The organism is Streptomyces sp. C (assembly GCF_000158895.1).
Classification (GTDB): Bacteria; Actinomycetota; Actinomycetes; order Streptomycetales; family Streptomycetaceae; genus Streptomyces; species Streptomyces racemochromogenes.
The window spans coordinates 2,676,045-2,682,044 of record NZ_GG657750.1 but is presented as its reverse complement, the minus strand read 5'-3'; the positions used below and the strand labels follow the sequence as shown (position 1 = coordinate 2,682,044).

6 protein-coding genes and 2 tRNA genes are annotated in these 6,000 nt (G+C 71.2%); 7 read left to right on the top strand and 1 reads right to left on the bottom strand.

Annotated features, from left to right (window positions below; genetic code table 11):
* The first annotated feature begins 140 nt into the window (after positions 1-140).
* The 3 genes from SSNG_RS11880 to SSNG_RS11870 all read left to right on the top strand — a co-directional run bounded on the left by SSNG_RS11880 (position 141) and on the right by SSNG_RS11870 (position 2,337).
* Positions 141-1,526, top strand: coding sequence for a pyridoxal-dependent decarboxylase (locus SSNG_RS11880; protein WP_042800891.1), 1,386 nt, complete (start codon positions 141-143; stop codon positions 1,524-1,526).
* Positions 1,523-1,978, top strand: coding sequence for an HD domain-containing protein (locus SSNG_RS11875; protein WP_007264065.1), 456 nt, complete (start codon positions 1,523-1,525; stop codon positions 1,976-1,978). The genes SSNG_RS11880 and SSNG_RS11875 overlap by 4 nt, the downstream gene beginning before the upstream one ends.
* A gap of 164 nt (positions 1,979-2,142) precedes the next feature.
* Entirely contained in the window at positions 2,143-2,337 is a 195-nt protein-coding gene (locus tag SSNG_RS11870; protein ID WP_007264064.1) for a hypothetical protein, read from the top strand.
* Between the two features lie 84 nt (positions 2,338-2,421).
* Here the strand turns inward: SSNG_RS11870 and SSNG_RS11865 are convergent.
* Positions 2,422-2,492 (bottom strand) — tRNA-Gly (locus SSNG_RS11865).
* Positions 2,493-2,670: 178 nt separating this feature from the next.
* On the opposite strand from SSNG_RS11865, the gene SSNG_RS11860 reads away from it, so the two are divergent.
* The 4 genes from SSNG_RS11860 to SSNG_RS11845 all read left to right on the top strand — a co-directional run bounded on the left by SSNG_RS11860 (position 2,671) and on the right by SSNG_RS11845 (position 5,967).
* Positions 2,671-2,747, top strand: a tRNA-Pro gene (locus SSNG_RS11860).
* A gap of 178 nt (positions 2,748-2,925) precedes the next feature.
* Positions 2,926-4,305, top strand: a complete 1,380-nt coding sequence (gene tig, locus SSNG_RS11855) for a trigger factor (RefSeq protein WP_007264063.1) — start codon at positions 2,926-2,928, stop codon at positions 4,303-4,305.
* Between the two features lie 286 nt (positions 4,306-4,591).
* Positions 4,592-5,209, top strand: a complete 618-nt coding sequence (locus SSNG_RS11850) for an ATP-dependent Clp protease proteolytic subunit (RefSeq protein WP_007264062.1) — start codon at positions 4,592-4,594, stop codon at positions 5,207-5,209.
* Positions 5,210-5,313: 104 nt separating this feature from the next.
* On the top strand, positions 5,314-5,967 hold the full coding sequence (locus SSNG_RS11845; RefSeq protein WP_042803356.1) for an ATP-dependent Clp protease proteolytic subunit: 654 nt from the start codon (positions 5,314-5,316) through the stop codon (positions 5,965-5,967).
* Positions 5,968-6,000: the final 33 nt, after the last annotated feature.

The following is a 6,000-nucleotide window of genomic DNA, read 5'->3' as shown; positions in this document are numbered from 1 at the left end:
CCCGGCCCCGCGCAGCGGGACCCCCGGCGTCCGCACGCCGCCGGGCCACGGCAACGGCAACGCCCCGCCCGGCAGGACAGAGGCCACTCGGCGCGAATTGGCCCGCCCCCCAGCCCCCGGCGGGGGCTAGCGTGCCGCCCATGGACCGCACCCTGGCCGCCGACCTCGCCCGCCTCCCCGAGCTCCTCGACGCCACCCGCCGCGCCGCCGCCGAGGCCCTCGCGACCCTGGACGAACGCCCCGTCGTACCGCCCCAGGACGCCCCGCCGCCGGCACCGCTCCCCGGGCACGGCACCGGCACGGAGGCGGCCCTCGCCGAGTTCCGGGCCCGCTGGGAGCCCCGCCTCTCCGCCTCCGCGGGCCCCCGCTACCTCGGCTTCGTCACCGGCGGCGCCACCCCCGCCGCCCTCGCCGGGGACTGGCTGACCGCCGCGCACGACCAGAACTCCAACTCCGCCATGGACGGCGCCGGCCAGCACCTCGAGCGCGAGACCACCGGCTGGCTCCGCGAGCTCTTCGGCCTCTCCGACGCCCACACCGGCACCTTCGTCAGCGGCGCCACCATGTCCAACACCGTCGGCCTCGCCATCGCCCGCGAGTGGCTCGGCGAACGCCTCGGCGTCTCCCCGGCCCAGGACGGCGTCGCCGCCCTCGGCCCCGTCCGCGTGCTCTCCGGAGCCCCGCACTCCTCCATCGCCAAGGCCCTGTCCGTCCTCGGCCTCGGCCGCGCCGCCCTCGTCCCGGTGCCCACGCTCCCCGGCCGGGAGGCCGTCGACCCCGCCGCCCTGGAGCGGGCCCTCGCCGACGCACCGGGCCCGGCGGTCGTCGTCGCCAACGCCGGCACCGTCAACACCGTCGACTTCGACGACCTGAGGGCCGTCGCCGCCCTCAGGGAACGCCACGACTTCTGGCTCCACACCGACGCCGCATTCGGCGCCTTCGCCGCGCTCACCCCCGAGCACGCCCACCTCGTCGCCGGCCTCGACGCCTCCGACTCGGTCTGCGTCGACCTGCACAAGTGGCTCAACGTCCCCTACGACAGCGCCGTCCAGTTCACCCGCCGCCGCGACCTCCAGTCCCGGGTCTTCGCCAACGCCGCCGCCTACCTCGGCCCCCTCGGCCCCGACCCCGACCTCGTCCACCTCACCCCCGAGAACTCCCACCGGCTGCGGGCCCTCGCCGCCTGGTTCACCCTGCGCGCCTACGGCCGCGAGGGCCACCGCGAGATCGTCGAACGGGACATCGCCTGCGCCCGCTCCCTCGGCGAACGCCTCGACCGCGACCCCGCCTTCCGGCTGCTGGCCCCGGTCCGCCTCAACGTCGTCTGCTTCACCCTCGCCGGGAACCCGGCCCCCGAGCGGCTGACCGCCCTGCGCGAGGCCGTCGCCGCCGACGTCTTCGTCACCCCCACCGTCCTCGGGGGAACCGCCGGCCTGCGCGCCGCGTTCTCCAACTGGCGCACCACGCCCGCCGACGTGGACCGGGCCGCCGAGGCCCTGCGCGCGGCAGCGAAGGAGATCGCATGACGGACCGCTCCCTGACCCTCGCCGAGGTGGAGGCCCTCGCCCGCTCCGCGCACGAGGGCCAGACGGACAAGGCCGGGCGGCCCTACGCCGAGCACCTGGCGGCCGTGGCCGAGGGCGTCCGCCTGCGCGGCGGCAGCCCCGCCCAGCAGGCCGCGGCCTGGCTCCACGACGCCGTGGAGGACGACGCGCTCAGCGCGGAGCAGCTCGCGGCCGCCGCCCTCCCGCAGGAGGTCAAGGACATGGTGCTGGCCCTCACCAAACGCCCCGGCGAACCGGTCGGGGAGTACGCCGCCCGCATCCTCGCCACCCCCGGCGCCCGCCTCGTGAAGGAGGCCGACCTCGCGCACAACGCGGACCCCGTACGCCTGTCCGTACTGGACGCACCCACCCGCGACCGGCTGACCGCCAAGTACGCCCACGTCCGCTCCCTCCTCGGCATCACCGTCCCCTGACGCCCGAAATGTGCCGGGTGGGCGCCCGCTTGGCGGGAAAGCCGCGATGGCGATTCGTCACGGGGCGGATAGCCGGGGCCGGTTGGTGGGAGGATGGTGCATGTGGGGCGCGCAACGCCGCGCGCGCCGGGCCGGCCAGGGGACGACCGAAGGTGTGATCAGTAGTGGCCATTTCGCTGTCAGTGGTGGTTCTGTTGGCGGTCATCCTGGTGATCCTGATCCGCGGCAACCACATCAAGGCGGGCCCCGCGATCATCGCGGTCCTCTTCGGGTTCTTCCTCGCGTCCAGCTCCATCGCCCCGGACGTGAACCGCTTCCTGAACTCCCTCGCGGACACCATCGCGGGCATCAAGCTCTGAGCGGACGCCGCGCGGAAACGACAGCGGAAACGACGAGGGGCCAGGTCCTGGAGAAGATCTCCGGCCTGGCCCCGAGCCATGAAGAGCGGGTGACGGGAATCGAACCCGCGTAGCTAGTTTGGAAGACTAGGGCTCTACCATTGAGCTACACCCGCAACGCTTGCGCCGCAGGTCCGGGGACCGCGGCACGGACAGCATCCTAGCGGGTCGCGCGGGGGGAGTGCACACCGCTTTTCCCGCCGTGTCCGGGCCCGCCCCGCACGCGCGTGCGCCCGCCGGGAAAACCGGGGGCGTCGGAGGGTCTCCGGGCATGTACCCTACGTGTCGCACCGACGGGGTGTGGCGCAGCTTGGTAGCGCGTCCGCTTTGGGAGCGGAAGGTCGTCGGTTCGAATCCGGCCACCCCGACCACTCAGTACCGCCCGCGCCACCGATCGCTCGCCAAGATCGCGTTGTGGGCTGATTGCCGCTTGCGGTTACTATGCAAGCTGCGTGCCCGTGTGTCTGATGCCGGGCCGAATCCGCCGAGGCCGCTGAATCACAGCGTTCCGGCAGAACCCCAAGCAGTCAGCCACAAGGAGACCGAACCGTGAAGAGCGCCGTGGAGACCCTGAACCCGACTCGGGTTCGGCTCACTGTCGAGGTGCCCTTCGAGGAGCTCAAGGACAGCCTCGACGCGGCGTACAAGAAGATCAACCAGCAGGTCACGGTGAAGGGCTTCCGCAAGGGCAAGATCCCGAACCGCGTCATCGACCAGCGCTTCGGCCGCGGTGCGGTGCTGGAGGAGGCCGTCAACGACGCCCTCCCGAAGTTCTACACCGAGGCCGTCAACGAGGCCGACCTGAACCCGCTGGGCCAGCCCGAGGTCGACATCACGGAGCTGAAGGACAACGAGCTCCTGAAGTTCACCGCCGAGGTGGACGTCCGCCCCGAGATCGAGATCCCGGACTACTCCGGCATCGAGGTCGAGGTCGACGCGGTCGAGGTCTCGGACGAGGACGTCGAGAAGTCGGTCGAGCAGCTGCGCGGCCGCTTCGCGTCCACCAAGGACGTCGAGCGCGCCGCCGCCGAGGGTGACGTCGTCACCATCGACCTGGAGGCCAAGGTCGACGGCGAGGTCCTCGCGGACGGCGTCGCCACCGACGTTTCCTACACCATCGGCTCGGGCGAGCTCCTCGACGGCATCGACGAGGCCGTCAAGGGCCTCGAGGCCGGCGGCGAGGCCACCTTCACCTCGCAGCTGAAGGGCGGCTCCGCCGAGGGCAAGGACGCCGAGGTCACCGTCAAGGTCACCAAGGTCTCCGCCCGCGAGCTGCCGGAGCTGGACGACGAGTTCGCCCAGATGGCGAGCGAGTTCGACACCCTCGACGAGCTCAAGGCCGACAGCCGCAAGCGCCTCGAGAACATGAAGCAGTACGACCAGGCCACGCAGGCCCAGGAGCGCGTCCTGGAGAAGCTGCTGGAGCTCGTCGAGGTCCCGATCCCCGAGAAGCTCCTCGCGGACGAGGTCCAGACCCGCAAGCACAACCTGGAGCACCACCAGCTCGGCCAGATGGGCCTGAACCTCGAGAAGTTCCTCGAGATCCAGGGCAAGACGGTCGAGGAGTTCGACGCCGAGACCTCCGAGCAGGCCGTCAAGGGCATCAAGACCCAGTTCGTCCTCGACGCGCTGGTCAACAAGGAGAAGCTGGGCGTCAACCAGGAGGAGCTCACCGAGCACCTCATGCGCCGCGCGCAGTCCTCCGGGATGTCCCCCGACCAGTTCGCCCAGGCCGTCGTCGAGGGCGGCCAGGTCCCGATGCTGGTCGGCGAGGTCGCCCGCGGCAAGGCCCTCGCGGTCGTCGTCGAGGCCGCCAAGGTCGTCGACACCAACGGTGAGGTCGTCGACCTCTCCGACGACGAGGACGAGACCGAGACGGCCGCCGAGGTCGTCGAGGCCGCCGTCGAGGGTGACGCCGAGGCCAAGTAACACCTCCGGGAGGCAGCCCCGCGGAGCCCCCCGAGCAGTGCCCCGAAGGGCCCGGACGCAGCCGCGTCCGGGCCCTTCCGCGTGCCCTCGCGGGGCGCTCGGGACCTTGCGCTCCGAGCGAACAGTTCGGGAAGCGGGATGGCGTTGTCCTACCTGCGCGTTAGGGTCCATGAATACGAGGGCACGGGAGTACCCGAAGCCGGCGGGCATCGACCCCCGGTAGGTCCGCGCCCCAGAACGAGACGCTGAGACGGCATGTGGCCGTCGGAGACGAGCAGGTGGATACGTGACGAATCTGAAGCCTTACGCCGCGGGTGAGCCGTCCATCGGTGGCGGCCTCGGCGACCATGTCTACAACCGGCTGCTCGGCGAACGCATCATCTTCCTCGGCCAGCAGGTCGACGACGACATCGCGAACAAGATCACGGCGCAGCTCCTCCTCCTGGCCGCGGAGCCGGAGAAGGACATCTACCTGTACATCAACAGCCCCGGTGGCTCCGTGACGGCGGGCATGGCGGTCTACGACACCATGCAGTACATCCCGAACGACGTCGTCACCATCGGCATGGGCATGGCCGCCTCCATGGGCCAGTTCCTGCTCACCGGCGGCACGCCGGGCAAGCGCTTCGCGCTCCCGAACACCGACATCCTGATGCACCAGGGCTCCGCCGGCATCGGCGGCACCGCCTCGGACATCAAGATCCAGGCCCAGTACCTGCTGCGCACCAAGCAGCGCATGGCCGAGATCACCGCGCACCACTCGGGCCAGACCGTGGAGGCGATCATCCGCGACGGCGACCGCGACCGCTGGTTCACGGCGGAGGAGGCCAAGGACTACGGCCTCATCGACGAGATCATCTCCGCCGCGTCCCTGGTCCCGGGCGGCGGTGGCACCGGGGCCTGACCCCGGCCCGGCGCACGGGGTCCCGTACGAGGACCCCTGCGCCCCGCCCGCCCGTGCCAGGCACCCACAGCCCGCAGAACGCCACCAGGACGGTGAACACCCAGATGCAGAACAACTTCTCCGCGAGCGGCCTCTACTCCGGCCCTCAGGTCGACAACCGGTACGTCATCCCGCGCTTCGTCGAGCGCACCTCGCAGGGCGTGCGCGAGTACGACCCGTACGCGAAGCTCTTCGAGGAGCGCGTGATCTTCCTCGGCGTGCAGATCGACGACGCCTCCGCCAACGACGTGATGGCGCAGCTGCTGTGCCTGGAGTCGATGGACCCCGACCGCGACATCTCGATCTACATCAACAGCCCCGGCGGCTCCTTCACCGCCCTCACGGCGATCTACGACACGATGCAGTTCGTGAAGCCGGACATCCAGACGGTCTGCATGGGCCAGGCGGCCTCCGCCGCCGCGGTCCTGCTCGCCGCCGGCACCCCCGGCAAGCGCATGGCCCTCCCGAACGCCCGCGTGCTGATCCACCAGCCGTCCGGCGGCACCGGCCGCGAGCAGCTCTCCGACCTGGAGATCGCGGCCAACGAGATCCTGCGCATGCGCGACCAGCTGGAGACCATGCTGGCCAAGCACTCGTCGACGCCGATCGAGAAGATCCGCGACGACATCGAGCGCGACAAGATCCTCACGGCCGAGGACGCGCTGGCGTACGGGCTGATCGACCAGATCGTCTCGACCCGCAAGATGAACGCGGTCTGATCCTTGCCGCCACTCGGCGCGGCCGCACCGCGG

Excerpts from the sequence above, each read along its gene's own strand:
- SSNG_RS11875 (WP_007264065.1), top strand. The coding sequence starts at position 1,523 with ATGACGGACCGCTCCCTGACCCTCGCCGAGGTGGAGGCCCTCGCCCGC.
- SSNG_RS11880 (WP_042800891.1), top strand. The coding sequence starts at position 141 with ATGGACCGCACCCTGGCCGCCGACCTCGCCCGCCTCCCCGAGCTCCTC.
- SSNG_RS11845 (WP_042803356.1), top strand. The coding sequence starts at position 5,314 with ATGCAGAACAACTTCTCCGCGAGCGGCCTCTACTCCGGCCCTCAGGTC.